Below are 25,490 nucleotides of genomic sequence, written 5' to 3'. Positions count from 1 at the left end.
TTTTAACTCAAGTTCCTTAAATATTTGTTAACTTAATTCTTTACTGTTAACGACTTAGTCGACTTTTAGACACCACTCCTATGGATTTAGGAGTGGTTTTTTTTATTTGTGGAGACGCTTTATGCTGGTTGATAAAGCATAAAGGCAACCACCATCGCTAAGCTTCCACCCAAGCAACGGTTCACAAACATCATCTGTTTTGGTGATTGCAGTAATTTTTTCAGCATGGTGCCGCAATACGCCCACACCAACATGCACGGCACACCGGTAATCACCATACCCGCGATAATGGTCACTACTTGAATCAAGTAATCTGCATTCGGAGTAATGAATTGCGAAAACACGGTTAATGACGCTATCCAACCTTTAGGATTTAACACCTGCACCAACACACCTGACATAAAACCTGAACGTTTATCTGTGGTGCTTTCTTCGATTTGCATGTTAGCAATCGACCACGCCATGAACAGCAAATAAGCCGCACCAGCGTATTTCAAAATGTTGTATAGCTCTGGATAAAGGGTAAATAGGCTCACCAAACCGACACTGGAACCGGCCAGTACGATGATGATGCCAACAGCGTTTCCAGAGATAAAAGGTAAAGTCGCAGCAAACCCATAACGACTTGAAATCCCAAGTAATGCGATATTGCCTGCCCCAGGGGTAATTGCAATTGATGTTGAAAATAGCAAGAACGCCAGCATTAATTGAGAGCTCATTTCCTCTCACTCCTAATAAGTAAAGTATTTATACGGAGAGAGTTTACAGATTCGACTAGGAATTAAATTGCTATATAGGCTAATATTAATCCAAACTTGAGCAAGACTTTTCTAAAAACACCATGAAACAGAAAGAATCCACCAAAGAAGTGTTAGATGACACAGATATCGCCATCTTAGAACATATCCAACAAGACGGACGCATGAGCAACAGCAAGCTCGCGGAAAAGGTTAACCTCAGCGAAACCCCATGCTGGCGCCGTTGGAAACGCATGGAAGAGACGGGCTATATCGATGGTTACGCCGCTAAGCTGAATCGCAAGAAATTAGGCTTTCATGTTGCAGGCTTTACGCTAGTGACACTGGGCAACCACGAGGTTGAAAACACGGAACCGTTCGAAGAGTTTGTCGAAGTAACCGATTGGATTCCTATGTGTCACTGCATTGCAGGTGGTGCCGACTATATGATTCAAGTGCTAGCGAAAGATTTAGAAGAGTACTTTGAGCGTATTAGCTCGATCAGACGAGTCAAAGGCGTGAGTGCGATTCAGTCGAATATCTCGGTTAAAGAGTTGAAAAACAGCTATAAGTTGCCTCTTAGGGACTAGTTCACTTCTCCTGACAGCCCTTTTCTTTAAGCAAAATAAAAGCCCAGCTCCCTAGATTTCTAAAACTTAGGGGCTGGGCTTTGTTATTTTGAAACAGATATCGTTTATTTACGCTTGTTATTCACAAGGGTGAGCTAAATGAATCAGCGCCAAACCACCTAGAGACGTTTCACGATACTTCTTATTCATGTCTTTACCTGTCTGATACATAGTGGCGATCACTTTGTCCAATGAAATCAGGCTTTTGCTGTTATGTTTGAGTGCCATTCGCGAAGCATTAATCGCTTTCATCGAGCCCATCGCATTTCGTTCAATACATGGCACTTGTACCAAGCCACCAATCGGGTCACATGTCATACCCAATGAGTGTTCCATCGCAATCTCTGCTGCAATACAAATCTGCTCGTTACTGCCGCCGCGTAGTGCCGTTAAACCCGCTGCCGCCATAGAAGACGATACGCCCACTTCACCTTGGCACCCTACTTCCGCACCAGAAATAGAAGCGTTGGTTTTGTACAAAATACCAATCGCGCCCGATACAGCTAAGAAGTCTTTTAACTGCTTAGTATCCAATTCTTTAATGAAGCGATGGTAATACATCAATACGGCTGGAATAACGCCCGCGGCACCATTAGTGGGTGATGTCACCACTTGGCCACCAGCCGCATTTTCTTCACTCACCGCAAAGGCGAACAAGTTAATCCAATCCATGATTTCCATTGGATCGTTTTCAACGGCCGCATTCGCTTCAAGCTTCTTCAACAAGTTTGGCGCACGACGAGTCACGTTCAAACCACCATCAAGAATGCCTTCGGTTTCAAAGCCACGCTCCATACAACGAGTCATCACTCGCCAGATTTGATCGGCCTTTTCTGAGATAACATCCTCGCCTTGGAAAGCCGATTCATTTTTCAGAATCATGCCACCCAAGCTCATGCCGCTGTCTTCTGCTTTTCTCAGCATTTCATCGGCATTTTTGAATGGGAAAGGGACTTCTACGGCTTGGGTTTGAGTGCCATTCTGCAGTTCATCCGCGGTTGCGATAAAACCGCCGCCAATCGAATAGTAAGTTTCATCAACAATTACGCTTCCACTTTGGTCAAACGCGGTAATCATCATGCCATTTTCATGTAGAGGCAGATTGTCTTCGTGGAACAACATGTCGGTTTGGTAATTAAAGCCAATGGTGTGACTGCCACTCAGTTGCATTTCACCACTGTTGATAGCAAGACGCATCGCTTCATTAGCGCTGGTGTTCTTAATCGTGTCTGGCTTATTTCCAAGCAAACCCAAGATGGTTGCTCCGTCGGTGTGGTGACCTATGCCAGTCAATGACAAAGAACCGTATAAATCCACCTGAACACGCGTCACATCTGCGATTCTATCAGCGATTAATTGTGTGAAATGAAAACCCGCAATCATTGGGCCGTTGGTGTGAGAGCTCGATGGCCCAACACCAATTTTGTAGATATCAAAGATCGATAACATAGATATACCAGTAAAAAATCGGTCAATTAAGAAAGAGCGGCATAAAGCCAATCAGGGATAACAGTACAAGCAGCAATCGTCACAACAGCGAACACCAACAAGCCGTAATGACTCGCGGTAGGCTTTGCAAACAAATGCTTTTGTTTGGCTATAAATTCATTTTGTTGCTCGGTTACTTCTCCCCAGAAACGACTCACAACAACGCCTAACACCAAGAAAACCACGGTGCCAATCAAGGCAAACCAAGGCCAAGCTATGCCGCTGTATTTAGCGATGAATACGACGGCCACACTGCCGATACTGCCTGCAATCACCCCTTTCTCATTAGCTTGTTTGAAGAACAAACCCAGGATGAAAGAGCCAAGACGAATACCGACAAAAATGGAGGTCAGGCTCGCAATAGTTTTAAGCACTGATTCATTAGAAACCGCCAGTAATGCAGGAACAACAACCGACGCTGCAGCAACAAGGCTCATTTTTCGGGCTACCGATTCGTAATGTGCATCAGAGGCTTTCTTACGGAAAAAGCGCTTATAGAAATCGAACGTTGCGACTGTCGCCATTGAGTTATAAGTCGAATCCAAGGTCGACATCGCTGCTGCTGAGAGTGCGGAAATCACCAAACCAACAATGATTGGGTTGGTATGGTTAAACACAAAATCGAGAATTACTTCGTTGCTGTTTTCAAAGCTTTGCTCTTGATAAAAGACACTCAATAGAACGCCCATTACCGAGAAAAACAGATAAATAAAGAACGCGCCGTAACCACAAAGCAGCATCGATTTTTGTGCTGTCTTTACGTTCTTTGTTGCCAACGTTCTTTGAATAATCAGTTGGTTAGTACCATACACACTTAGATGTAAGAAGCTCACGGCAACCACACCCGCCCACAATGTAGTATCAACTCCCAAGTCGAAATCGAGATTGATGATGTTTAGATGTTCAGGAGACAACACCTCACCTGCATCAATCTTCATTAGCAATAAGGCAAAAATAGCAATACTGCCGATGATCAATACCGCCGACTGCAACATGTCTGTCCATATGACGGTTGAGATCCCCCCCGCATAAGTATACAAAGCGGTAAACAAACTGATGTAGATGATCGCCTCGGAGATACTCACCGGCAACACTTGCACCAAGATCAGTGCAACTGCATACAAAATTACCCCAGCCGAAATACACTGAACCACAATAAACACGATAGAGTTGATCGTGCGAGCAACAACGCCAAAGCGGTGCTCTAGGTATTCATAAATCGAAGTCAGGCCGAGTTTGTAAAACACCGGGACAAAGAAAACCACAGCGAAAAAGATCACTATTGGATAATTCAAATGGACGCTCATCGCTTCCATGCCTGAGCTATAAACCCAGCCCGGCATGCCCACGAACGTCATTGCGCTGATGTAGGTGGCAAGAATCGACACACCTGCCGTAAACCAACCAAATTGTTTTCCGCCCGTTGAGAAATCGCCACCAACGCTATAACGCTTATTCACTAAGTAACTGATAAATAGAGTAGTTAGTACATAAAGAGCAATAACCACAAAACTTGAGTACGTAACCATTTTTAGATTCCGTTTATTATATTTCGCAATTCATTCGCCGACAATAGTACTCAAAAATGTATATTTTCCCTCAAAAACCCACAATAAGTGTGAGTATTGTCACTAAGATAGATAATTAAACACTCTAAATGGCCAAAAAGTCCCAAAACAACGATCTAATGAGATCAAGATCACTAAAATGCATAAAATGGGTACGCACTCATTTTAAAATTGACTTTGATCACGGATCTAATAACCACAAAAATTCTATTATCTCTCCCGAAATGAAGATGGTGTGGTGATATTCAATAAACGCCACACAATAATCGAAACTAAAAACACCCTATAAAAAATAAAGGTTTATCGGTCATGACTACTAAAAAACACATGAGCGAAGTTCCTATGATTCAAAGGGTAGCTGCTTATCTTGCAATTCTAGTTGGCTACTTTTTCTATTGTTATAACTTTGTAATTATTGACTACGTACGCCCATACATCGTTGATGCGTATGATGGTATTAACTTGGCGGATACCGCTCAGTTCTATACATGGCAGTCGGTTGGTGCACTTATTGGTGCTCTGAGCTGTGCATGGGTGGCATCAAACTTTGGTAAGAAATCGACTCTTATTGTCATCACTGCACTTAACGGTGGCGCAACCATCATCAACATGATGTTTACTGACTACGCGATGTGGGCAGCAATGCGTTTCATCATCGGTATTTCTTTAGGTGGTTACTTCACCGTAGCAGTAAGCCTGATGATCGGCCTATTCACACCAAGCGTTCGCGGTAAGTTAACGGCATTCGCTTCTTCGATGTTCTCGGTTGCCCTAATGGCAATGGGTGCATACGCGGCGTTCATTTCTAGCATCGATGCACCTTGGCAGAGCCTAATGTGGGTGGGTGGTATTCCTCCTCTAGTTGCTGCTGCACTGATGATCTTCATCCTGCCTAGCGACAAGAAAGTGATCGCTTACGGTGAAGAAGATCAAGCCGCGGCTGAAGCATCGAATAAACCAGCGAAAAAAGGTTCTTGGGGTGAAATGCTAAGCGCACCTTACCGCAAGCTAACCATCACTTGTCTACTATTGGCTGGCCTTAACTTCTATGGCTACCAATTCTTCTCAGGCTTCGTGACAACGTACCTGAAAGAAGTTCGCCAATTCGACGGTTCAACTATCGGCATCATTTTCTCTATCTCAGCATTCGGTTCTCTATTCGGGGCTTGGGTGTGGGGTGCAATCGCCGACAAATACGGCCGTAAAGTGAACGCGTTTGGTTTCATTCTTGCGGGTGTTATGGCTTCAGTCTTCTTCGTAGCACCAAGCGACGTGATGATCGGCAGCCTAAACATGCTGGCTATCTTAGGTCTTATCTACAACTTCGGTCTGTCTGCCTCTGCGGTATGGGGTGGCTACTTCTCTGAGTTGTTCCCAGCTCACCTACGTAGCTTCGGTGCAGCTCTGTTCCACGGTGGTCGTATCATCGGCATGTGGGCTCCAATGGTGTTGGTATTCATCCAAGAGCGCAGCGACCTAGCAACAGCAATGTGGGGTTCACCAATCGTATGGATTCTGGCTGGTCTACTGTGGCTATCTCTACCAGAAACATTGAAAGGCGGCATTTTCGACAAGAGCAAAAAAGCGGAAACAGCAAAAGCTTAATCCCCTTTAGTTGAAAAACTCTAGAAGTTGAAAACCTCTAAAAGTTGAAGACCTCTAAAGATACGAAATAAACATCAATCCGGCTGATAAGTCAGCCGGTAACAAAATCCAAATCGAGTCCTGTTCCGAATGTTGACTCGACAACAAAACGAGAATTAATTATGTCTAAATATCAAGAAGCTAAACACATTGTTCGTGACTACTTTGACGCAATGGAAAACGCTACTCACGAAAACGTTGCTGAAGTTTTGAAAGCACACACGTCTGAAGATTACTTATGGCGCGGTGTTTACCCATTCCGCGAGCAAGAAGGCGCTCAAGCTGCGGCTGACGTATTCTGGGCTCCAATGATGAAATCAATGACACGCATGCAGCGTCGTCAAGATATCTTCATCGGTGGTAACAACGAAGTTAACCCAGATGAAATTTGGGTAATGAGCATGGGTCACTTCATGGGTCTGTTCGACGCTGAATACCTAGGCATGCGCCCTACTGGCAAGATCATGAACATTCGCTACGCAGAATTTAACTGTGTGGTTGATGGCAAAATCACAAAGACAGGCCTGTTCCTAGATCTTCTAGGCATGATGGACCAAGCGGGTTGCTACCCACTTCCACCATCAACAGGTAAGCACTTTGTTTACCCTGGCCCACGCAATCACGATGGTCTGCTATTCGAAGACGCGGCTCCAGAAGAAGGCGTTGCGACACTTGCTCTAGTAAACAAGATGGTTGATGACCTGTCTGCTCTTAACGACAGCGGCGCAATGGGTTGTCCACCAGAAGTACTAGCTAAGAGCTGGTCAAAAGACATGATTTGGTACGGCCCATGTGGTATCGGCGCGTCTTACACAATTCCTCGCTACCAACAACAGCACCAACTTCCTTTCCGTAACAACCTGAAAGATAAGAAGTTCAACGGTCACGTTTGTCGTTTCGCTGAAGGTAACTTCTCTTGTTTCTTCGGTTGGCCAAACCTATCAAACACACCAACAGGTGGCTTCCTAGGTATGACTGGCGGCGAAGTACGTGCAAACATGCAAGTGGTTGACGTTTACTACCGCGACGGTGACAAACTGTCTGAGAACTGGGTTCTTATCGACCTTCCTTACTGGCTACAACAGCAAGGTCTGGACGTGTTCGAGCGCACTTCATCTATCATGAACCCAACGCTGTAACCATGTCCTATTGCCTACCTAGTCCTTACCTACGCTAGGCAGGCATGACTGCCGAGGGCTCCTTCTCGCCCTCGGCAACTTGCTCCACCCAAGATAACCAACTTGTGCCTCACGGATGGGCACACCCTGCCAAACCATTACCTATATAACGGGCTTGAAAGCACGGTGGCTTTCTGCGGCCTGAATAAAGAGAACAACAATGAACAAGTCGATACTTTCTGCAGTGATCCTGACGGCACTTACATCAGGTTCAGCTTTTGCTGCACACACTTTTACCAATGACGCGGGCGATAGCCTTACTTTAGACGGTCGTTTCGACGTTCGTTACCAAGACAAAGGTGGCGATCATAATGGCGAATGGAACAGTGGTAGTTCTCGTTTCGGCCTTAAAGGTCAAATGGGACTAGACAACGATTGGACTGGCTTTGGCCATGCCGAATGGGGTTATAACTCGGGCGCTAACGGCGATAACATTTACGACCGACTTCTATACGCAGGCGTAGAGCACGAGAAATACGGCAAGATCGCAGCAGGTACTAAGCAGTGGTCTACCTTCTACGATGTGGCTTGGTTTACCGATATGGGTCGTGTGTTTGGTTCACGTGGTTCTGGTTACTACAACCTATCTGACTGGGGTATTTCATCAGGCACAGGCCGTGCTGAAAACTCGATAACTTACCGCAACAGCATTAACGACAACTGGAAATACGGCTTCACTTACCAAACAACTCGTGAAGATGTCGCTGTATCAACAAGATTCAACCAAACGAATTCAGATACTGTTACGCTGAAAAACGGTATCGGTGCTTCAACGCTGTACACCGTTATGGATGGCCTAACGATTGGCTTAGCGTACCATCAGAATGAGTTTGATGATGTGGATAGCACAGTTCAAAACATCAAAGATGGCGACACACAACGCATAGGTTTATTAGGTGTGAACTACACTAATGATGGATTATTTGTTGGTTTCACTTACAGCCAAGGTTCAAACTGGGAGACCACCAGCCAATCTGAATTCTACGACCACCGTGGTGCTGAATTCTTCACCTACTACCACTTTGAAAATGGTCTACGTCCAACCTTTAACGTTAACTACTTAACGGACACAGACGACAACGCAAATGGCTACGAACGTCAGCTTATTATCCCTGGCCTTGAGTACCACTTTAAGAAGAACAAGTTCTTAGTATGGACGGAGTACCAATTCGACAACGGTAAAGATTCATACAATGGTGTGAAATACGAAAACAACGATGACCAATTCGCTGCAGGTATCCGTTACTACTTCTAACGATGTATCGGCATGTTGCTCATTTTATGGGTAAATTCGAAATCTAAAGCTCTGCTCTTACGCAGAGCTTTTTTGTCACTATTTATTTAAAGCTACATTTTTGTAGCGACATTTGTAGCGACACAGTTAATGGGTTGTACCCAACATAGAATTCAAAATAACCATTATTCCTTATTTTTCATATCATTCCTTGGCATTACTTTATGAGTACGTACCTAATCATGTTACTCTGTGCACAGTCAATTTGGTTCAAAAGTATGGTCTATGAACTCTCCAAAACACTCCACGGCGTCAAAGCCAACCGTCACCTCTAAAGATGTCGCTAAGCTTGCTGGCGTTTCTCAATCAACTGTATCTCGCGTATTTGTACCGGGCAGTTCAGTGTCTGAAAAGACCAAGCAGAAAGTGTTCGATGCAGCAAAATCGTTGAATTATCGTCCCAATGCCTTTGCCCGCAGTCTGACGACAAATGAATCCAAATTGATTGGCTTAGTTTTCCCAGATGCCGACTACCCTATTCACATGAAAACACTGCAGCTTATCTCTACTGAGCTACAAAAACAGGGGTACTCTGCGGTATTGATTCCTTGGCAAGTTGATGGAAACGATAACCACTCTATCCCTAATATCTTCCAATACCGAGTTGATGGCGTGATTGCCGCTTCTGCGACTTTTAATAAGTCACTTTATGAAGAGTGTGAAGAGTTCGACATCCCTATCGTTCAGTTCGCGCGGGTTGTTGAAGGGACTAAGAGTAGCCATGTGGTAAGCGACAACTACGCTGCAGGTCAATTTGCTGCTCAGCACTTTCATAAACTTGGTATCAAATCAGCCACTTACCTCACAGGTAACGTCCCGACATTTACCAATGGCGAGCGCCAAGTGGGTTTCTGCACAGAATTTGAAGACTTAACTGGCAAACAGGCTCGCGTGATTGAAGCTGACTACGATTACCTTGATTCACTCGAGATCATCAGAGCCATGTTCAAAGAAGCTTCTCATCCTGAAGCCATATTTTGTGCGACGGACAATCTCGCTATGGCAGTGATGGACGTCGCTCGTTTAGAGTTCGCGCTCCGTATCCCAGAAGATCTACAAGTGATTGGGTTTGATGACATCCCACAAACTCAGTGGCTGAACTACCAATTGACCACTTTCAAGCAGGATTTCCGACGCCTTGCACGTGAGTCCGTGAAGATTGTCGTTAGCCAGATTCAAGAGCAAGACACCAGCTTAGTAAAATTAATGGTGCCGGTTCAATTTGTAGAACGTAACACTACGTTGAAAGTAAAATAGCGTTTTCTTCAGCCTTTGTTTGCATGCTTAAAACAGGCTTTTAAACAACCAAAATACAAAAAATCCCGTTGGCGACGATTAGAGTCTCCAACGGGATTTTGTATTTCTACTCAGCCTTTTCTGCCCCAACTACTTGAGACAAGTGCGTATTAGTTACCTACACCACCTGTTTTCTCAGCTGGTAAATCTGGTGTCACTGGGGGCCACTCTTGGAAGGTTGCTAGATGTTGTTGGACAGCAGCTTGTGCAGGACCAAATGCCCACATTTTCTGCCCCATCCATTTCAAGTACATGCCCGACTCTTCTGCCGCTCGCTCATACGGGTCACGACGTAAGTTAAAGAGTAACGGTGCGTTTAGCTCCTCTTTCGGACCACTCCAGCCATGATTTTGGACCACAAAGTGCGCCTTCCAATCGCCAATACGAACCGCTTGTAGCTTGTCTCGTTCGTAGTAGTAGATCTCTTTACGATTAGACTCGCCTTTCTCTGTCAGCATATCCACTTGGTTGTAACCATCAAGGTGCGCTTTAAAGCCATCGTGACCTTTCAGCATTTTCTCTTTAAGATCCGTTGGACCACCAGCCGCAGCAACCAGAGTGGGTAACCAGTCCATACCATCAAAGATGCCATTGCCTACAGTACCTGCAGGAATTTTACCCGGCCAGCTCACAAGTGCAGGAGCGCGAACGCCGCCTTCCCAAGTTGTGCCTTTTTCGCCATGGAATGGTGTCATACCACCATCTGGCCACGTCATGATCTCAGGACCATTATCCGCAGTGAAAATGATGATGGTGTTATCGGCAATACCGAGTTCTTCCATTTTCGCCATCATCTCACCAACATGGTCATCAAGATCTTTCATGACCACTTCTTGAAGTCCCCAACCGTTTTGGCCAAGCATGGCTTCGTATTCAGGTGACAGGTGTGTCCAAACGTGACCACGTGATGGACAGTACCAAGTAAAGAATGGCTTATCCGCTTCAACCGCCCTTTCGATGAAGTTGATCGCGTGTTTATTCACTTCATCATCGAGTGTACGCATACGCTCGATCGACAATGCACCATCATCTTCGATCGTTTGACCACCTTTGCCATCTGATCTTGCGTAAATGACATTACGAGGTGCAAAGGCATCCAAAGATCCATCTTTTGGCCAATCTGGATCTTCTGTGTATTCCATTGCATTCAAGTGATACAACCAACCCCAATACTCATCAAAACCGTGCATTGTCGGTAGGAATTCATCTCGATCACCAAGATGGTTTTTACCAAACTGACCCGTAACATAACCCATGGTTTTAAGAATCTCAGGAAGCGTTGGCGTGTCGGCACTTAAACCAACTGGGCCACCCGGTAACCCAACTGAGTGCATGCCTGTTCGAACAGGGAGTTGACCCGTTAAGAATGCAGAACGACCCGCCGTACAAGAGGGTTGAGCGTAATAATCGGTCAGTAGCATGCCCTTTTCAGCAATACTATCGATGTTTGGTGTTTCACTACTCATCACACCATTGTGATAAGCACTCAGGTTTGAGATCCCAATATCATCCGTGAAGATAACAAAAATATTCGGTTGCTCTTGGGCTGACCATGCTGATAGCGAAAAGCTGCTCAACACACTCAGAACAACAAGGTGGAAAATCCTTTTCATAGAATGTCCTTATACTGTTTCAGATTGCTCTTTGTGAACCATTTTTATTCCTACCAAACCAAATCCAAGCTCCAATAGTAGATAAACGACAAGTAGCCAGTGGGGCATGCCATCTATCAACAAGCTAATGACTCGGCCAGCAGCCAAACCCAACATGAAGACCACCAAACTGTAGAGTGCTGGCAGTCGGTATTTCTTTAGTAGCGCCCCTGCTATCCAAAACAGAGCCAACGCTAGGTACAACCCCATTACGGCACGAAAAATATGAGTGACATTGATAGGGCTAGCATCAATTCCGAAAAGATAATCAAGGGAGACAACGGGGGCATAACCGTACGACAACGCAATCGGTGTTAAACCCAAAACAGCAACGAACAAAAAAATGCTTTGTGGCTTCATATCCTTACTCTTTTAATTTGGCTCTTTTCAAAAAACATAGTCTACAATCAGCAATATACAAGTTGCATATGTGAAAAATGGATAGTTAAAACACACATTCACATTCGTGCTATTTCACATCGAAGATAAGGATATCAATATGGCTAAATGGCGTTACCTACTCGCATCAGCATTAGCTGCAAGTTCAACCGTAAATGCTCAGGAAGCAAGCGCACAAGCGGATACAAAAAAGTGGCAACATAGCTTCGAAATTTACGCGCTCGCACTCAACATCCGTGGAGACAGCACCATTAGTGATTTGTCTGCTGATGTCGATGTTGATCCTGCATTCATCATGGATCATCTTGATATGACCGCAATGGTGCGTTTAGAGGGTATCTATGACAATCAGTGGGGCTATTACATTGACTACAGCTTCATGAAGTTAAGCGGAAAAACAAACTCAGTGTTAGGTAGCAACCTAGAGGTATTAAAAGGCAATCTTGATATCCGACAAGGTGTTTTAGATGTGAAGGGGTTTAAGCGCTACCAATACGATTTTGGCACGATTGATTATCTGTTTGGGCTTCGTTGGTGGGATAACGACATTGATGCCAAGCTTTACGGTTCAGGTGGCAAGCTAAGTACAGACCGATCACTCGATGAAGATTGGGTTGATTACCAAATAGGTGTGAGATGGATAACGCAGATCAATAAGGATTGGAAATTTCACGCAACCATTGATGCAGGGCTTGGCAGTGACACCGACTTTACCTCGTCTCTGTTAACTGGCGTGCGATACCAGATAAACAGTTGGTCTGACTTAAATGTTGCCTACAAATCGACTTGGGTTGATTACGAAAACAAGGGGACCTTTGAATACGATACCGCATCGCAAGGGTTCCTGATTGGTTGGGCTGCTCACTTTTAATCCAATTATCGTAACGTGTTAGAACCTAGGCCAACCCAATATTGCTCATTTGGATTTAATTTCTATTAAAACGTACGCCTCAAATGATTCATACCTCTGGTGGTGCTCTCTATTGCCAGAGGTTTTTCTTCGTGAAACATGCACCGCCCTCCCTCAAGGAAAGCCCATAAAATCATAGAGTAACGCCTGCACATCGTTCATTTAATCTATCTAAAAAATTGTAATTTTAGTTCATGGAAATACAGGTTTATATCTTGAGGTATTTAATCTTCATTTAATCCTTCCCGCCCTATTCGAACAGTGTTTTTTTATTTTGAAAATATCGCTAGAATCCTCTCCCGAAATTTACAAACCAGAGTGGAAACAATGAAAAAATTAATCTTAGCGGCTCTTACGATTGCCTCAGTTACCGGCATCGCATCAACTTCAGCTTTTGCATCAAATGAAATGTATGCACTAGGCGGTTTCGGGATGGATGATGGCGATGTCGGTGGCCAATTCACATTTGGTAGCCAAACCATGCAAAGCAAGTGGTATGTTGAATCAACGTTGCTTGTTATTAGCACTGATGAAAAGGATCTTCAAACAAAGCAAGAGTTCGATTCTTTAATGCTTTCATTAACACCTATGTATAAGCACAGCTTCAGCGAAAACTTCGCTGTTTATGGTAAGGCGGGCGCTTTTTACGCACACTCAGATACCAAACTGGTTTTCCTATCTAGCGATAATAATGAAGTCCACAAAGGGTCTCATGGTGATTTTGGCTTAACTTACGGTATCGGCGCAGAATACAAGTCAGCAAAGCCGATCTTTGGCAACTCTAAGCTACTGACTCGCGTAGGGTTTGATTGGTATGAGTTCGGTGGTTCAAGTAGTTGGTACACCAAGGATTCAGCATTGGGTATTCAAACCGGCTTTACCTTCTAATCTAGTCACGGATAACACTAAAGTAAGCCACATATGATTCGTGGCTTACTTTGTACACATTTTGGTTCAGACTACGCACTCTTTCTTCATGATAGTTAAGCCAGCTTCGAGAGTTTCTGTCCAAGCTTGTTCAACGCTTTCATCATAGTGAGGATCGTATTTTTTAACCGTATTGAGTAACGAATTAAACCACTCGTTGAGCTCAATCTCGGAAATATCCAGTCCTAAGTCTTTATGCCTTTTACCCAATTTCTTTACTGAGTTACGTACGCTCGGCAGACCAGAAGAATTATAGATAAGAATGATCGAGGCTTTAAGCATCTTGGTTTGCTGCTCTAACCCTATCTTTTCAAAACGTTCTGAAAACCTTGGATTATGCTCGCAAAAATCCGCCAGAAAGCTCTCCAAAAATTCTTGGTCAATCCGGCAGCGCTCAAAGCTTTCATAAAACAGTTCATTCGGTTTCATCTAGCAAGTCCTTTGCAATAGTCAGCAGGTTTTTAAAATAACAGGTTAGTTCAGAGCAGCGATAAACTAACTCCAAACTATCAACACACTCTAATTATACGCCACTGTGGCATATTTTGAACGATGACATAAGGCGAACTGTGGCATAACGTAAACTATGACATAAAGCGAACTATGGCATAAAGTGAGTTGCACAGATCTTGTTTCCATCAGGATCTCGCAAATAAGCCATGTACAAGCGACGCTCGTCAGAACCTCTCGCTCCGGGCCCGTTTTCAATGCTGGTACCGCCATTTTCGACGCCAATCCGATGCCACTCATCTACAACTTCAGGAGAAGACGCAAGAAAACCCACCGTCATGCCGTTGCCGTGAGTCGCAGGCTGACCATCAATCGGCTTCGTTAAGCCCAACACACCCGTTTGGCTAACGTAAACACAGCGCCCTTTAGGGTCAACAGAACCTTCGCTATAACCAAGCACTTTCATGATTGGGTCATAAAAAGCCTTCGCGCGTTCAATATCTTCGGTACCGAGAAAAACATGGCTGAACATAACTAACCTCTTCTTTTATTGAAAGAACCACCTAAACTAGACTTATAATTCGTGTTTGTCTAGGCATGCTATTCGGTCACAACTGTTGCTTAACCCATTGAGCAAACACCTGAAACTTAGTTCGTTGCTCCATGCCTTTCGGACACACTAAATCATACCCTTTGCCCGATTCAATGCTCATAAGAGGCGCGACCAACAAGCCTTGTTCAATCTGCGGTGTCATAAACTCTAACCGCCCTAATGCCAGCCCCATCGATAATATCGCCGCATCCATCGCCAAGCGGTTATCGCTGTAATAGTCACACTGAAGCGCGCAGTTGGTATCACTTTGAGCTTCATACAACCAACGTTGCCACGCTGTAATATCGCCACTGTGGATGAAACGAACGTCATCTAAGTGTTGAATGCCTTGGTCTAGTTTGAAGCGTTTCGCGTATTCAGGGCTACACACAGGGGTTCTTACTCCACTGAATAATCGCTCGCTATAATGGTTTGGGTAATGGCCTTCGCTATAGAAAATTGCCACGTCATAAGGTTCAAACTGGAAGTCTGATTGGCTCTGTTTGGTTTGCAGTTTGATGCTTAGATTCGGATACAAGCGTCTAAACTCTGGCAAGCGCGGCATCAACCACGAGGAAGCGAAATAAGGCGATGTCGCGATATATAACTCCCCGCTTAGCTCACCCGTTTGAATATCCATGAGTTCGGAAAAGATAGACTCAAACGAGACGTTCAACATGGATAACACGCGCTGACCTTCTGGCGTCAGTTCGAGCTTTCTTGTCTTGCGCACAAACAGGTTGAACTTCATTTGTTGTTCGAGTTTTTTGATCCGATGGCTGACCCCTCCCTGAGTTAAGAAGAGCTCATCGGCGGCAAGTGTAAAACTTAAATGTTTAGCCGCAACACTAAAGGTGTGCAGCAGTGACAATGTTTGTTGGCGATTTTCGAATAGCCCCATGCATTAACCCCACTAATTCATAAGTCGTCATAACTGGTTTGTCGGTGTATGTAACCATCATATAAATTAAACCAAGTAATCTACAACATAAAATGGTGAACAGCATGCAACAGAAACAAAAACTCAAAGTAACCGTGATTGGTGGTGGCTCAAGCTACACCCCAGAGCTCATTGAAGGACTGCTCAAGCGCCATCACGAATTACCTATCTCTGATCTGTGGTTGGTCGATATCGAACAAGGCATGGAAAAAGCAGAGATAATCGCGGCGCTCACCAAGCGAATGATAAACAAAGCAGGCTGTGAGATTAATGTTCACCTCACCACAGATCGAAAATCAGCCCTGAAAGACGCTAATTTTGTCTGCTCACAATTTCGCGCAGGAAGAATGGAAGCAAGATTACGTGACGAAAGGATTGCTCTGAAGTATCGCATGATCGGCCAAGAGACCAATGGCTTGGGTGGCTTCTCTAATGCGTGCCGAACCATTCCGATTGCACTCGATATAGCGAAAGAGATGGAAGAACTGTGTCCGAATGCGTGGTTACTCAACTTCACCAACCCATCAGGCATGGTAACGGAAGCACTGATTAAGCACTCAACCATTAAAACCGTTGGTCTATGTAACGTTCCCGTCAATATGGAGCTAGGCGCGGCGAAAATGCTCGGTGCAGAGCGTAAAGATGTCACGATGCAGATCGCTGGCTTAAACCATCTAGTGTGGGCTCGTAAGGTGCTTCATAAAGGTGAAGACAAGTTGGCAGAACTCATCGAACAACTCCTTGGTGGTAACGATCAAATGATGCCAAAGAACATTCCTCCTTTTGAGTGGGACGCTGAATTGATTCGTTCTCTGAACATCGTTCCTTGTGCTTACCTACGTTACTACTACCAATCCAGAGACATCTTAGACAAAGAGTTTGCTGCGTCTGAAAACAGCACCAATCGCGCAGACTTAGTTGCCAAGGTTGAACAACAGTTGTTAGAGATCTACAAAGATCCCATGCTCGATACCAAGCCTAAATTGTTAGAAGAACGAGGCGGTGCTTACTACTCTGAAGCGGCCTGTGAGCTGATGAGCAGTATTCACAATAACAAACGTTCTATCATGCACGTTAACACTCGCAACAATGGTGCGATTCAAGGATTACCTGATGACTGTGCGGTAGAAGTAAGTTCGGTAATCACCAGCAGTGCAATCCTGCCACTGAACGTTGAACCTTTTGATAGCGATACGCTGCGCTTGATTCAGCAGATGAAAGAGTTTGAAACCTTGACCGTTAAAGCGGCGATGACGGGGGACACTGCAACAGCAAAACGTGCTCTGATCTTAAACCCTATCGTCGATAGTGGTTCGCATATCGACGAGGCTTTGCAAGAAACCATTCGCGAGAACTTAGACTTCATGCCTGCGTTCGCTCATCGACTCGCTTAATGTGGCATTTTGTTAGCAGCTAATAAGCTCGGTGATAACAGCTAACGAGCTCAGTGATAACAGTTAATAAGCTCGGTGATAACAGTTAATAAGCTCGGTGATAACAAGCTAATGAGCTCAATGACAGCAGAGCTAATTCAAGATATTGAATCCAAATCTTTTAATAATAGGTCATGATGAAATTGATACTCAACGCCGATGATTTCGGCCTCACTGAGAGCGTGAACCACGGCATCGTTGACTGCTTCAAGGCGGGGTTGGTTAAGTCGACCACCATCATGATGAATCAACCGGGTAAACAGCACGCGATTGAGCTCTATCATCAAGGTTTAGTCCCTGAAGTTGGCTTGCACTTTACGGTCACCGCAGGCAAACCACTGACTTCACCAGAGCAGGTTCCGAGCTTAGTCGACGAACACGGACACTTCTTTAGCAACGTCACCCTGTTCGATAAATCAGATGTGGATGAAGGTGAGGTGATGCTCGAACTCAACGCGCAATATCAAGCCGCTGTCGATGCCGGTTTAAAGATTAACCATATCGACAGCCATCACTTTGGTGGTGTGTTTAAACCTCTAAAAGCAGCGTTTACCCGCACAGTGAATCGCATTGGTCTGCCAGTTAGAAGAATCGATAACATCCTAAGTGGCCAAGATGCACTGAGAGTGCCAACGCCAGACGCTTTCGATATGCGTTTCTTTGACGAAGGCGTATCGCTTAATGGCCTGCAAGATTTATTGCTGAGCTACCAAGCTATGATGCCTGACGGTGTGCTTGAGTTAATGTGCCACCCTTCATCAGTGGCAAGTGAACAGCTTAAGTCCCTATCAAGCTATAGTGATAAACGCGTCGAAGAGCATCAACTTCTCACTAGCCCTGCGCTAAAACAGTGGTTGGCTGACCATCAGATTGAGTGCATTGGATTCGACGATCTCAGATAAGATACATTAATTCAGGGCTACTCAACGATCCGTTGTGCGCCCTGCCCTTGATCATGCAAAATATCTTCAGGGTTCAACAAGTGGCATTTCTGCATACTCAAACACCCGCAACCGATACAGCCGGTTAAGTTCTCTTGTAGCGATTTAATCTGCGCCATTTTACTGTCGAGTTGCCCCTGCCACTTCTTAGCAACGCGCTCCCAATCTCGCTTAGTCGCGGTATGGTTCATCGGCAGTGTCGATAACTCTTCGGTTATCTCTTCCAGCGTGAAGCCTATCGACTGCGCGACTTGTATCAAAGCAATTCGTCTCAACATCGCCGACTGATATCGACGCTGATTTCCGTTAGTACGAATTGAAGCAATCAACCCCTTGGTTTCGTAAAAACGTAACGCCGAAGGAGCCACGCCACTGCGCTCTGCCAACTGGCCGATACTGAGGTATACGATGTTTCTCATGATCTTTCTCTTCCTGTTTGAATAGCCTTTTCGTCCTGATAATGACCAGTATAATAGAGTTCACTTTAACTTGAAGTTTTGGTTCAAATTTAGGTTTGGGCTAGGTTACAAAATACGCTGAACAAAGAAACCTAACGTATTAATTCTCTGAGCTATGATTTTGTTCTCTGATTACCATACATGTCGTCAAACCCGGGAATGCCTTGCTCCCACACAGGTTTATCTTCACCGACAATGGTTTTCAATGTATCAATGAAGAGCTTGGTTTTTATGGGTGCATCTCGATGTGGGTACACCGCATAGAAAGTGCCAAAGTCATCCAAGTTTAAGTGAGTCATAATAGGCACCAACTCTCCACTGAGCACTTCATCTTCAATCATCTGCGCCGTGACGACGGCGAGAGTACTGCCGGTTAAAGCGCTCTTGGAAATCATCTCAACGTCATTCACTTTATAAGCGGCATTAAGCTGAAAATGCTGCGCTTGCCCCTCTTGATCGACATAAGAAAACTTATCAATCAACAAACCCGGAGCGGCATAGATAGTCGCAGGTAATGACTCCAGCTTTTCGATGGTGTTGATCTCGCCATGCTGAGCAATGAACTCAGGTGAAGCGACAATCAACAATCGACTTCTGGCTATCTTACGGCTGATTAGGCTAGAGTTTTTGGGCTTACCTATACGGAAGCCAATATCAAACCCTTCCTTAACCATATCGACGATTCGATCTTCGAGTCTCAATTCAAAATCAACATCTGGATACTGCTTCTGGAAAACCGCTATCGCCTGCTGAACATATTGTCGACCAAACATAGTAGAGCTGGTGATTCTTAATAATCCTCGAGGCTCTGCATGATAGTTTTGCGCCAAGCGTCGAGTATCGTTCAACAGTGCACGAAGCTGATGTGCTTGATTGACCATCTCATTGCCTGCGGCTGTCAGAGATAACGAACGAGTAGTGCGATTCAATAACCGAACATCAAGCTCTTCCTCAAGACGGCTGATCTGTTTAGAGATAACGGAACGGTCGACGTTTCTTTGCTCCGCCACTTTGACAAACGAACCCAGCTCAACCACTTCAAGTAACAATAATAAACGACTCGATATATCCATAACGCCCTTTGTTGCATTTAAAGCACCAATCAAGTGCCAATATGACTGTTTTTCTCATCTTATTACAAATCTATAGTAGCTGCACATAACGGAGACAACATCCAGTCCCGACCTAATAGAGGAACACCCCATGACACTACTATCTGTGACTAACCAAAATGGCATCGCAACGGTATCAATCAACAACCCACCAGTGAATGTGCTGACTTTCGACTTGATCAACGAGATCAATGCCTTTGTACTTTCATTGAAAGATGATCGTGATACTAAGGTTGTGGTCTTTAAATCATTACATGAGAGCTTCTTTCTGGCTCACCTAGATCTCAATGTGATCAACGGTACACAAGGTGGACAAGCCGGTTCGATTGAATTCAACCACATGATTGAGAACATTAAAGCGATGAAACAAGTCTCTGTCGCGGTGGTTGATGGCGTAGCTCGCGGGGGCGGTAATGAATTTGTAATGGCGTGTGACCTTGCTTACGGCACTGAAAACTCAGCGTTCGCACAACCAGAAATTCATGTAAACATCCCAACGGGTGGCCAAGGCGCAGTACAATTCGCAAGACTCATGGGCAAAAACAAAGCGCTACAAGCTTTGCTGCTTGGTAACGATTTTACGGCTCAGCAAGCAGAAAGCCGTAACATCATTACGCAGTTCGTACCAAAGGCTGAGCTAGAGGATTTCTTAGCAGCGACACTCGGTGTGATCAGTCAATTAGAAGTACGTGATATCGTGATGTACAAAGAGATCATCGCAGCCTCAATCAAAGATGAGCAAGCGGGCGCTGAGCTAGAACTGCGTTACTTCTTAGAGCGCGCAAAAGAGCAAAAAACCGCAGCAATTATTGGTGCGTTTCTAAAACACGGTGGTCAAACTGAGCGTGAAGCGAAAGACATTCAAGGTATCTTCGTTGACACCGCAGCAGAGTTATCACAATAGACAATGACGCAATTAAATGGCCATCGCTTGATGGCCATTTTTGTATGTATCTATTTTTTTATCTATTTATCTGCGCACCGATTTATTAATTATCTCACTCACTGAAGCAGTTAGATCTGACTCATGATCGATTTCAAGTTCTCTGCTATTTCGGCATTGATGATCTCTCCCGTTTCTACATTAAAGTTGTCGTAGAAACTTGGTACCGACATCGAGCCCTTCACATCAGCATCAAAGTAAGGTGCAGAATGTACCGCAGACGACAACACAGAGCTTGCGCCACCTGGGCCTGGTGATGTGGAGAGCATCACAACAGGTTTGCCTTGGTACACTTTCATGTCGATTCGTGATGTCCAATCAAACACATTCTTAAAGGCTGCGGTGTATGAACCGTTGTACTCTGCAAAAGAGATGACCACAGCATCTGCTTCGCCAATCTTGCTAAAAAAGCGCTGCGCGTGTTGATGAACGCCAGACTCTTTTTCTCTGTCTTCACTGTAAATGGGCATCTCGAAATCATTAAGATCGAGCACCTCTACTTGTGCGCCCTCAACTAAGCTTGCGGTGTACGCTGCCAATTGTTGGTTAATCGATGCTTTACTGTTGGTCGCGCCAATCGCTAATACTTTCATTGTTGACCCCTGTTCATTTTTCTCACCTTTATGCACTCATGACTTCAATTACGGAGCTCAAAGTTCATAACTGAAGATTCGTAACGTCTGTTTGATAACATCAAAACCTGCACTAGGCGACAAGGTGATAGATTGTGTTTTTAGATTGAGGACTATGATAAAACCTTAAGTTAACTTGAGGTAAACCGATATTTTCAAAAAATAGGAAATAATTTAAAAACACTTATAAAGCAGTTAATTACGAAAGGTTAAACATAGGTTAGCATTACACAGACAAAAATAAGCACACCCAAAATACAGTGAGTGTGCTTTATCGAAATACTATTTACTTAAGTTGATTTAGTGAACTGACACCAGAGTAAGCGACTCCAGATAGTTCGGCCATTTCGCGATTCCACGTCGCTAAATCGTGAGGGTTAAACTGATTCAAATGATCATGACCACACGCTCTCGCCATCACTTGCATCAATTCAGTCGAGGCTTCGAAAAAGTTCTTCAATTGGTTCGATGCCTTTTCTACATTTAACCGTTGGCGTAAATCGGCTTTTTGAGTCGCGATACCCGCCGGGCAATTATTGGTGTTGCACATTCGGGCAGCAACACAACCTATCGACTGCATGGCACTGTTCGAGATAGCGACACCATCTGCACCAAGCGCCATCGCTTTTACGAAGTCCATTGGAACACGAAGCCCACCAGTAATGATTAAGGTGACTCTGTCACTTACGCCTTGCTTGTCTAGATAGGCTCTGGCACGGGCAAGCGCTGGAATGGTCGGCACACTAATATGGTCACGGAACATTTCTGGCGCCGCCCCAGTACCACCGCCTCGACCATCCAAGATGATGTAATCGGCACTGGCATCCAATGCGAACTGAATATCCTCTTCAATATGATTGGCACTCAACTTGAAGCCAATTGGGATCCCGCCTGTCACCTCTCGAACCCGGTCGGCGAAATTTTTGAAATCCTCGACGGTTTTTAGATCAACAAAGGTGGGTGGGGAAATCGCGGCGGTACCCGCTTCAATACCGCGCACCTCTGCTATCTTGCCAATGTTCTTCGCACCCGGTAGGTGACCGCCTGTTCCGGTTTTAGCACCCTGCCCACCTTTAAAATGGAAGGCTTGGACATTTTTGAGCTTAGATTCATCGTAACCAAATTGTGCGCTGGCTAATTCATAAAAGTAGCGAGAATTGGCCGCTTGCTCTTCGGGTAACATTCCGCCCTCACCCGAGCAAATTCCCGTCCCCGCCAGCTCCGCGCCTGTCGCTAAAGAAATTTTCGCTTCTTCAGATAACGACCCAAAACTCATATCAGACACAAATAAAGAGATGTTCAATTTAAGCGGCTTTTTCGCTTTTGGCCCAATAATAAGCTCAGTACCGACGGGCACATGTTCCAATAACGGTTTGGTCGCCATTTGTGCAACCATCACTTGAATATCATCCCAGTGAGGTAATAGATATCTTGGGACGCCCATTGAAGTCATTGGCCCATGGTGGCCCACTTTGGATAAGCCATCTCGTGCTAATTGATGAATGAACTCAACCGTGGGCTCCTCTTTGGTTGCAGAAGCCGCAGGTGAGAGATCGGGCGTTGCCGCTTGGATATGAACATCAGGGCCTTCTTGGCCCACTTGCTCAGCCGTAAACTGTTTATGGGTACCGTCACAAAATGGGAGATTGTTTGAATACTTACAGCGGCACAGGTAAGCGTCACCGGTTTCCTCGGCCACGAAACTCTTCGGTTTGAAGCCCGTTCCTGCATGAGAACCATCACAAAACGGTTGGTTTTTCGATTTCCCACAGGTACAGAAGTAATACTCCTCCCCTTCTGTTAGCTCGACCTTAACGGGTTTGTTATCCGCTATTACTGGATTCTTCATAGTTCGCTCACCTTTTCTTTCTTATGATTTGATGACTGAAGCGATGACTTGCTCACAAGAGTAAAGTAAAGGTGAGATACGCGGCTAATTCAATAAATAAGCCAGAGAAAACAAGCTGAATAGACAGTCTAAAAACAGAAATCTTACTGATTCAACACAAACAAAAATGGCCACCAAATCGGCAGCCATTGTGTTTTAAATCTGAGTGTCAGCTAAACGGGAAGGGTTAATCAAATAACTCGATGACCAGCTTGTTGTCTTTAATCACTAGATTAGGTTCCGATGACTTGATCAATGACTCTTGAACCTTGTTGCTGTCCAGTTTGTAAACCGGTGACTGGGACAAAGCAAAGCCAATCATAGAAACAGCAGGCTTAAGTAGTTTGGCGACCTCAGGCGAAAGCTGTTTATCTTTTTCTTCAAAGCGCTCTAAACGCAGTGATTTCAAATAAATCTCGCCACTCTCTTTGTCGTATTCAGGAATCGCACTGAACTCGATATCAAGATCCAACCTCATGTTCGGCACGTTAAACACCTGAACTTGTGCATTGGTATTCGCCAGAACAGACACACGCTCGGCATCAGCTCGGCCAATTTGCACCGCTAAGTCATCGACAGCGACTTGCGCATACATAACGTTTTGTACACCCACTTCTTGCTCTAACATCACCGAATCTTGAAGGTAGTTCGTCATTTCTTGTTCAGTCACGCTATAGCTCACACAACCACCTAGCACCAGCGCAGACGCTGCCAAAATGAACTTTTTTGCTACGTTAATTATCATCAATATCAGCTCTTTATCGTTAGTGATTAGCGCGGAGTTTACTGTGTGATCATCAATAAACAAAACAGTAAAAACACGATATTCGTGAATACCTTTAATTAATAAGCATAAATATCAGTAAGTAAAGCACCAGATTGGCTTTCCCGCTTGAGATAATGACACTTGTCAGCCAAACGCCATCAGATTTGTGTGCTCGAATTAATTGAATTTTGCTTCTAAGCTTATGGGATATTTAGGGGGCTTACTGAAGGTTTCATCATGGATATCGAAACATGAAGAGTGAGCACAATGCCATCAAAAAGAGTATCACCTGAGCCAATAACTCGTTCTGTGATTTTGTTATGCAACACCGCATGCCTGCACCATAGTCAGTGGGTTGGAGAACTGCGTCTCCATAACTGGGAAGCTCAAGTTGCAGAAACAACCGAACAGGCCATTCACTTACTCGATACACGCAGCGAAAGCTACGCACCAATTGTGGTTTCTTGTCTAACATCATCCTCAATCGACAAACAATGTGAGCAAATATCAACGCTGAAGGTTCACTCTCCAAATTTAAAAGCAATCGCTATCTGCAACCAACCACCAAGCCGCAACTTATCGCTCATTAAGCAAACCTTTTGGGATTATTACCACCTCCCTATTGATACAGAATGGCTTTGTCGAAATTTAGGCCATGCGTATGGCATGGTCGACCCCAAGCAAACTAAACCTAAGTCTGCCTCGTGCCATGAATGTCAATTGGTGGGACAATCCAGAACCATCCAGCAACTTAAAAAGAAGATAGCCAAGATCGCTAACAACGATTTTCCAGTGCTAATTCAAGGGGAAACCGGAACAGGAAAAAGCCTATGTGCGCGTTTAATACATGAGGCCTCAGCCCGCAGTCAAAAACCTTTCATCGCTGTAAATTGTGGCGCAATTCCACAATCCCTGATTCACTCAGAGTTATTTGGCTTTGAAAAAGGCTCGTTCACGGGTGCAAACAAACGCTACGTCGGACACGTGGAAAGAGCGAATGGTGGCACACTATTTTTGGATGAGATCGGCGACCTTGAACTGTCGCTGCAAACCTACTTACTCCACTTTCTAGAAAATAACTTGATAGAGCGACTCGGCAGTAACAACCAATTGCCCGTAGATTGCCGTGTGATTTTCGCCACCAACGTCAATATCGAACAAGCCGTTGCTGCGGGTAAATTTCGAAAGGATCTCTTTCATCGCATCAATGTACTTCCATTAGACCTAGTACCACTCAATGATCACAAAGAAGACATTGAAGATTTGGTTCGATTTGAACTGAAGCACAATTACGCATCCAAAACCAAACTGCCTAGTGACACCCTTGAGCAAATGAAACAGTACCATTGGCCAGGCAATGTCAGAGAGTTATTCAACTGCATAAAAAGAGCGATTGTTCTTTCTAACTCAAGCGCCCTCTCTACTCGTCATATGGGGATTCAATTAAAAGACGCGTCGCCCGATACTGAGAGTGACACTCAACTTTCTTCAAAAAATGTTCGTCGAGTGATTCAGCAACACCACTACAATATTTCCCAATCTGCTAAAGCGTTGTCTATTTCTCGGACAACCTTGTACAAGCTGATCAAAAAACATCAGATAGTAATTTAAGT

24 protein-coding genes are annotated in these 25,490 nt (G+C 44.7%); 11 read left to right on the top strand and 13 right to left on the bottom strand.

Annotated elements, in window-relative coordinates; translation table 11 throughout:
• Positions 1–119: 119 nt before the first annotated feature.
• Positions 120–719 carry a LysE family translocator gene (locus tag OCU90_RS05130; protein ID WP_004736366.1) on the bottom strand — a complete coding sequence of 200 codons (600 nt, stop codon included), beginning with the start codon at positions 717–719 and terminating at the stop codon, positions 120–122.
• A gap of 122 nt (positions 720–841) precedes the next feature.
• Here OCU90_RS05130 and OCU90_RS05125 point away from each other — a divergent pair, with 122 nt between their 5' ends.
• Positions 842–1,327, top strand: a complete 486-nt coding sequence (locus OCU90_RS05125; protein WP_061022772.1) for an Lrp/AsnC family transcriptional regulator — start codon at positions 842–844, stop codon at positions 1,325–1,327.
• 117 nt (positions 1,328–1,444) lie between these two features.
• On the opposite strand, the gene OCU90_RS05120 is transcribed toward OCU90_RS05125, so the two are convergent.
• Together OCU90_RS05120 and OCU90_RS05115 are read right to left on the bottom strand one after the other, a co-directional pair.
• Positions 1,445–2,815 (bottom strand): L-serine ammonia-lyase, encoded by a 1,371-nt coding sequence (locus tag OCU90_RS05120; RefSeq protein WP_061022774.1) that lies wholly within the window; start codon positions 2,813–2,815, stop codon positions 1,445–1,447.
• Positions 2,816–2,841: 26 nt separating this feature from the next.
• Positions 2,842–4,383, bottom strand: coding sequence for a sodium:solute symporter family transporter (locus OCU90_RS05115; RefSeq protein WP_061022776.1), 1,542 nt, complete (start codon positions 4,381–4,383; stop codon positions 2,842–2,844).
• Positions 4,384–4,731: 348 nt separating this feature from the next.
• Between OCU90_RS05115 and OCU90_RS05110 the strand changes: the two genes are divergently transcribed.
• The 4 genes from OCU90_RS05110 to OCU90_RS05095 all read left to right on the top strand — a co-directional run bounded on the left by OCU90_RS05110 (position 4,732) and on the right by OCU90_RS05095 (position 9,795).
• On the top strand, positions 4,732–6,027 hold the full coding sequence (locus OCU90_RS05110) for an MFS transporter (RefSeq protein WP_017105501.1): 1,296 nt from the start codon (positions 4,732–4,734) through the stop codon (positions 6,025–6,027).
• 161 nt (positions 6,028–6,188) lie between these two features.
• A complete protein-coding gene (locus OCU90_RS05105; protein WP_061022778.1) occupies positions 6,189–7,205 on the top strand; it encodes a nuclear transport factor 2 family protein in 1,017 nt (338 codons plus the stop codon).
• Positions 7,206–7,404: 199 nt separating this feature from the next.
• On the top strand, positions 7,405–8,499 hold the full coding sequence (locus tag OCU90_RS05100) for a porin (protein WP_004736373.1): 1,095 nt from the start codon (positions 7,405–7,407) through the stop codon (positions 8,497–8,499).
• A gap of 264 nt (positions 8,500–8,763) precedes the next feature.
• On the top strand, positions 8,764–9,795 hold the full coding sequence (locus OCU90_RS05095) for a LacI family DNA-binding transcriptional regulator (RefSeq protein ID WP_004736374.1): 1,032 nt from the start codon (positions 8,764–8,766) through the stop codon (positions 9,793–9,795).
• A 149-nt stretch (positions 9,796–9,944) separates the two neighbouring features.
• On the opposite strand, the gene OCU90_RS05090 is transcribed toward OCU90_RS05095, so the two are convergent.
• Together OCU90_RS05090 and OCU90_RS05085 are read right to left on the bottom strand one after the other, a co-directional pair.
• Positions 9,945–11,447: an arylsulfatase gene (locus OCU90_RS05090; protein WP_004736375.1), complete on the bottom strand. Its 1,503-nt coding sequence runs from the start codon at positions 11,445–11,447 to the stop codon at positions 9,945–9,947.
• A gap of 9 nt (positions 11,448–11,456) precedes the next feature.
• Positions 11,457–11,846 carry a DUF4345 domain-containing protein gene (locus OCU90_RS05085; RefSeq protein WP_050622079.1) on the bottom strand — a complete coding sequence of 130 codons (390 nt, stop codon included), beginning with the start codon at positions 11,844–11,846 and terminating at the stop codon, positions 11,457–11,459.
• 139 nt (positions 11,847–11,985) lie between these two features.
• On the opposite strand from OCU90_RS05085, the gene OCU90_RS05080 reads away from it, so the two are divergent.
• A complete protein-coding gene (locus OCU90_RS05080) occupies positions 11,986–12,756 on the top strand; it encodes a DUF481 domain-containing protein (RefSeq protein ID WP_004736378.1) in 771 nt (256 codons plus the stop codon).
• 366 nt (positions 12,757–13,122) lie between these two features.
• A complete protein-coding gene (locus OCU90_RS05075) occupies positions 13,123–13,683 on the top strand; it encodes a porin family protein (protein WP_061022780.1) in 561 nt (186 codons plus the stop codon).
• Between the two features lie 66 nt (positions 13,684–13,749).
• Here OCU90_RS05075 and OCU90_RS05070 read toward each other — a convergent pair whose 3' ends face one another.
• The 3 genes from OCU90_RS05070 to OCU90_RS05060 form a co-directional block, all read right to left on the bottom strand.
• Positions 13,750–14,151 carry a globin family protein gene (locus OCU90_RS05070; protein WP_054541749.1) on the bottom strand — a complete coding sequence of 134 codons (402 nt, stop codon included), beginning with the start codon at positions 14,149–14,151 and terminating at the stop codon, positions 13,750–13,752.
• 172 nt (positions 14,152–14,323) lie between these two features.
• A complete protein-coding gene (locus OCU90_RS05065; protein WP_004736381.1) occupies positions 14,324–14,704 on the bottom strand; it encodes a VOC family protein in 381 nt (126 codons plus the stop codon).
• A gap of 76 nt (positions 14,705–14,780) precedes the next feature.
• Positions 14,781–15,665, bottom strand: coding sequence for a LysR substrate-binding domain-containing protein (locus OCU90_RS05060; RefSeq protein WP_061022782.1), 885 nt, complete (start codon positions 15,663–15,665; stop codon positions 14,781–14,783).
• Positions 15,666–15,769: 104 nt separating this feature from the next.
• Between OCU90_RS05060 and OCU90_RS05055 the strand changes: the two genes are divergently transcribed.
• Together OCU90_RS05055 and OCU90_RS05050 are read left to right on the top strand one after the other, a co-directional pair.
• Complete coding sequence (locus OCU90_RS05055) at positions 15,770–17,098, top strand: 6-phospho-beta-glucosidase (RefSeq protein ID WP_061022783.1); 1,329 nt, start codon at positions 15,770–15,772, stop codon at positions 17,096–17,098.
• A 176-nt stretch (positions 17,099–17,274) separates the two neighbouring features.
• Positions 17,275–18,039: a carbohydrate deacetylase gene (locus OCU90_RS05050; RefSeq protein WP_061022835.1), complete on the top strand. Its 765-nt coding sequence runs from the start codon at positions 17,275–17,277 to the stop codon at positions 18,037–18,039.
• Between the two features lie 17 nt (positions 18,040–18,056).
• Here OCU90_RS05050 and soxR read toward each other — a convergent pair whose 3' ends face one another.
• Together soxR and OCU90_RS05040 are read right to left on the bottom strand one after the other, a co-directional pair.
• Positions 18,057–18,497 carry a redox-sensitive transcriptional activator SoxR gene (soxR, locus tag OCU90_RS05045; RefSeq protein WP_017087167.1) on the bottom strand — a complete coding sequence of 147 codons (441 nt, stop codon included), beginning with the start codon at positions 18,495–18,497 and terminating at the stop codon, positions 18,057–18,059.
• A 152-nt stretch (positions 18,498–18,649) separates the two neighbouring features.
• The gene (locus OCU90_RS05040; protein ID WP_012604456.1) at positions 18,650–19,609 is read right to left on the bottom strand and encodes a LysR family transcriptional regulator; all 960 of its coding nucleotides are present in this window, start codon (positions 19,607–19,609) and stop codon (positions 18,650–18,652) included.
• 130 nt (positions 19,610–19,739) lie between these two features.
• Here OCU90_RS05040 and OCU90_RS05035 point away from each other — a divergent pair, with 130 nt between their 5' ends.
• Positions 19,740–20,552 carry an enoyl-CoA hydratase/isomerase family protein gene (locus OCU90_RS05035; protein WP_061022785.1) on the top strand — a complete coding sequence of 271 codons (813 nt, stop codon included), beginning with the start codon at positions 19,740–19,742 and terminating at the stop codon, positions 20,550–20,552.
• A gap of 110 nt (positions 20,553–20,662) precedes the next feature.
• Here the strand turns inward: OCU90_RS05035 and OCU90_RS05030 are convergent, their stop codons facing one another.
• The 3 genes from OCU90_RS05030 to OCU90_RS05020 all read right to left on the bottom strand — a co-directional run bounded on the left by OCU90_RS05030 (position 20,663) and on the right by OCU90_RS05020 (position 23,856).
• Positions 20,663–21,184 carry an NADPH-dependent FMN reductase gene (locus tag OCU90_RS05030; protein WP_029222248.1) on the bottom strand — a complete coding sequence of 174 codons (522 nt, stop codon included), beginning with the start codon at positions 21,182–21,184 and terminating at the stop codon, positions 20,663–20,665.
• A 325-nt stretch (positions 21,185–21,509) separates the two neighbouring features.
• A complete protein-coding gene (locus OCU90_RS05025) occupies positions 21,510–23,072 on the bottom strand; it encodes a glutamate synthase-related protein (protein ID WP_050622089.1) in 1,563 nt (520 codons plus the stop codon).
• Between the two features lie 226 nt (positions 23,073–23,298).
• Positions 23,299–23,856 carry a DUF1439 domain-containing protein gene (locus OCU90_RS05020; protein ID WP_054546797.1) on the bottom strand — a complete coding sequence of 186 codons (558 nt, stop codon included), beginning with the start codon at positions 23,854–23,856 and terminating at the stop codon, positions 23,299–23,301.
• A gap of 288 nt (positions 23,857–24,144) precedes the next feature.
• Between OCU90_RS05020 and OCU90_RS05015 the strand changes: the two genes are divergently transcribed.
• Entirely contained in the window at positions 24,145–25,488 is a 1,344-nt protein-coding gene (locus OCU90_RS05015) for a sigma-54 interaction domain-containing protein (RefSeq protein WP_061022787.1), read from the top strand.
• The last annotated feature ends 2 nt before the right edge of the window (positions 25,489–25,490 follow it).

It is taken from the genome of Vibrio splendidus (genome assembly GCF_024347615.1).
Taxonomy (GTDB): domain Bacteria; phylum Pseudomonadota; class Gammaproteobacteria; order Enterobacterales; family Vibrionaceae; genus Vibrio; species Vibrio splendidus.
Note: the sequence above shows the minus strand (reverse complement) of the source record. Positions and strands in the feature narration are given on the sequence as shown.

Excerpts from the sequence above, each read along its gene's own strand:
- OCU90_RS05130 (WP_004736366.1), bottom strand. The coding sequence starts at position 719 with ATGAGCTCTCAATTAATGCTGGCGTTCTTGCTATTTTCAACATCAATT.
- OCU90_RS05125 (WP_061022772.1), top strand. The coding sequence starts at position 842 with ATGAAACAGAAAGAATCCACCAAAGAAGTGTTAGATGACACAGATATC.
- OCU90_RS05120 (WP_061022774.1), bottom strand. The coding sequence starts at position 2,815 with ATGTTATCGATCTTTGATATCTACAAAATTGGTGTTGGGCCATCGAGC.
- OCU90_RS05115 (WP_061022776.1), bottom strand. The coding sequence starts at position 4,383 with ATGGTTACGTACTCAAGTTTTGTGGTTATTGCTCTTTATGTACTAACT.
- OCU90_RS05110 (WP_017105501.1), top strand. The coding sequence starts at position 4,732 with ATGACTACTAAAAAACACATGAGCGAAGTTCCTATGATTCAAAGGGTA.
- OCU90_RS05105 (WP_061022778.1), top strand. The coding sequence starts at position 6,189 with ATGTCTAAATATCAAGAAGCTAAACACATTGTTCGTGACTACTTTGAC.
- OCU90_RS05100 (WP_004736373.1), top strand. The coding sequence starts at position 7,405 with ATGAACAAGTCGATACTTTCTGCAGTGATCCTGACGGCACTTACATCA.
- OCU90_RS05095 (WP_004736374.1), top strand. The coding sequence starts at position 8,764 with ATGAACTCTCCAAAACACTCCACGGCGTCAAAGCCAACCGTCACCTCT.
- OCU90_RS05090 (WP_004736375.1), bottom strand. The coding sequence starts at position 11,447 with ATGAAAAGGATTTTCCACCTTGTTGTTCTGAGTGTGTTGAGCAGCTTT.
- OCU90_RS05085 (WP_050622079.1), bottom strand. The coding sequence starts at position 11,846 with ATGAAGCCACAAAGCATTTTTTTGTTCGTTGCTGTTTTGGGTTTAACA.
- OCU90_RS05080 (WP_004736378.1), top strand. The coding sequence starts at position 11,986 with ATGGCTAAATGGCGTTACCTACTCGCATCAGCATTAGCTGCAAGTTCA.
- OCU90_RS05075 (WP_061022780.1), top strand. The coding sequence starts at position 13,123 with ATGAAAAAATTAATCTTAGCGGCTCTTACGATTGCCTCAGTTACCGGC.
- OCU90_RS05070 (WP_054541749.1), bottom strand. The coding sequence starts at position 14,151 with ATGAAACCGAATGAACTGTTTTATGAAAGCTTTGAGCGCTGCCGGATT.
- OCU90_RS05065 (WP_004736381.1), bottom strand. The coding sequence starts at position 14,704 with ATGTTCAGCCATGTTTTTCTCGGTACCGAAGATATTGAACGCGCGAAG.
- OCU90_RS05060 (WP_061022782.1), bottom strand. The coding sequence starts at position 15,665 with ATGGGGCTATTCGAAAATCGCCAACAAACATTGTCACTGCTGCACACC.
- OCU90_RS05055 (WP_061022783.1), top strand. The coding sequence starts at position 15,770 with ATGCAACAGAAACAAAAACTCAAAGTAACCGTGATTGGTGGTGGCTCA.
- OCU90_RS05050 (WP_061022835.1), top strand. The coding sequence starts at position 17,275 with ATGAAATTGATACTCAACGCCGATGATTTCGGCCTCACTGAGAGCGTG.
- soxR (WP_017087167.1), bottom strand. The coding sequence starts at position 18,497 with ATGAGAAACATCGTATACCTCAGTATCGGCCAGTTGGCAGAGCGCAGT.
- OCU90_RS05040 (WP_012604456.1), bottom strand. The coding sequence starts at position 19,609 with ATGGATATATCGAGTCGTTTATTATTGTTACTTGAAGTGGTTGAGCTG.
- OCU90_RS05035 (WP_061022785.1), top strand. The coding sequence starts at position 19,740 with ATGACACTACTATCTGTGACTAACCAAAATGGCATCGCAACGGTATCA.
- OCU90_RS05030 (WP_029222248.1), bottom strand. The coding sequence starts at position 21,184 with ATGAAAGTATTAGCGATTGGCGCGACCAACAGTAAAGCATCGATTAAC.
- OCU90_RS05025 (WP_050622089.1), bottom strand. The coding sequence starts at position 23,072 with ATGAAGAATCCAGTAATAGCGGATAACAAACCCGTTAAGGTCGAGCTA.
- OCU90_RS05020 (WP_054546797.1), bottom strand. The coding sequence starts at position 23,856 with ATGATAATTAACGTAGCAAAAAAGTTCATTTTGGCAGCGTCTGCGCTG.
- OCU90_RS05015 (WP_061022787.1), top strand. The coding sequence starts at position 24,145 with ATGCCATCAAAAAGAGTATCACCTGAGCCAATAACTCGTTCTGTGATT.